Source organism: Protofrankia sp. CiP1_Cm_nod2 (assembly GCF_920664355.1).
Classification (GTDB): domain Bacteria; phylum Actinomycetota; class Actinomycetes; order Frankiales; family Frankiaceae; genus Protofrankia.
In genome coordinates this window covers 2009-3393 of record NZ_CAKKTL010000145.1, presented here as the reverse complement: position 1 = coordinate 3393, position 1385 = coordinate 2009, and the positions used below count along the sequence as shown (strand labels likewise).

Annotated in this window: 1 protein-coding gene; it reads right to left on the bottom strand. The window is 69.6% G+C overall.

The features are described 5' to 3' along the window. On the bottom strand, window positions 1–1343 hold a 1343-nt coding region (locus NBW84_RS15975), incomplete at its 3' end, for a phytoene desaturase family protein (protein WP_250285544.1). Between the last annotated feature and the right edge of the window lie 42 nt (window positions 1344–1385).

Here is a 1385-nt window from a genome sequence, read left to right as displayed (position 1 = left end):
TGCTCCCAGCCGTAGATGGCGCCGCGCAGGTTCAGGGTGTAGCGCTCCATCGTCCGCGGCGTGCCGCCCTCGGCCAGGGCCGCCCCGCTCCCGATGCCCGGAACCAGCTCCTCGAGCTTGTCCATGATCAGACGCTCGTAGCGCGGCTTGCTGTGGCGCCATGATGCCACCGCGTCATACGGGAGCAGTGCCACCGCGGTGACCAGATGCATTCCGTCCCGAGACAGTGACGGATCGCTCAGCGTCGGGACGCTCACGCTCAGCGCTGGTACCGCTCCCGTGAGCATCCCCGCATAGGTGGCGTCATGATCCCAGCCGTCGAAGACGAAGGTCTCGTGCGCCATGCCCGCCCTGCCGAGATCCATGCCGGTGGCCAGGTACAGCACCGCCGCCGAGAGGGAGCAGCGCATCGAACGCAGCAGCGCGAGATAGCCGCCGTCGACGTTCTCGGTACCGACGAGCTCCTCGCAGGTCTGCAACGGGTCGGCGTTGGAGACGACGGCCTGCGCGGTGACCCGCTGGCCGTTGTCGAGCACGACCCCGGTCACCCGGCCCCGCTCGACGAGGATCCGCCGCGCGGCCGTGCGCACCATCACCTCCCCGCCATTGTCGGTCACGCCGGCGCCGAACGCGTCCACCAGCCGTTGAAAACTGCCCGCGCAGTAGTACGCGCCGAACTCCAGGTATGTCGTGAGCATGAGCGACCACACATCGAAGGCCAGCACCGACGGTGGCACTCCCAGATACGGCCAGAGTGCCGTCAGTGCCGTTTTGAGCCGGGCGTCGCTCAGGTGTTCGTCGAGCACGTCGGAAACGGTTGCCCGACGGTACCGGCTCAGCAACGGAAAATCACCGCCGTGTAGTTCGGCGGTCGGCAGGTCGGGAGGCAGCCGTTGCGCCTCGCGGGTGAGCAGCGTCGACAGGCGCTGCATCCGGCGCAGCCCCACCCGCTCCGCGGGAAAACGCGCCGCGTGCGCGTCCAGGAAATCAGGACCGGCCGGGACGTCGAGCTGGAAACCAGGAAGAAGCACCCGGTAGAAGGGATCCAGCCGGTGGAACTCAAGGCGGTCGGCGACACCCAGCAGATCCAGCAGCACCGGCACGATTCCCGGATTTCCCGCGGTGACCGGCGGGCCGCCCGCGACCAGGTGCACCGCGGAGTCGAAACGGTGCCGACGGCGGGTGAACGCATGCGCGTAACCGCCGATCCGGTCATGGCGTTCGACCACCAGCACCCGGCGGCCCCAGCGGGCGAGCAGCGCGGCGGCGGTCAGGCCGCCGAGCCCGCTGCCGATCACGACGACGTCGTAGGAGTCGCGCTCGGCATCCTGGCGGACGCTCATCGTGGCCCGGCCTGCCCGTTCACACCCGCGGCCGGCAGCCCG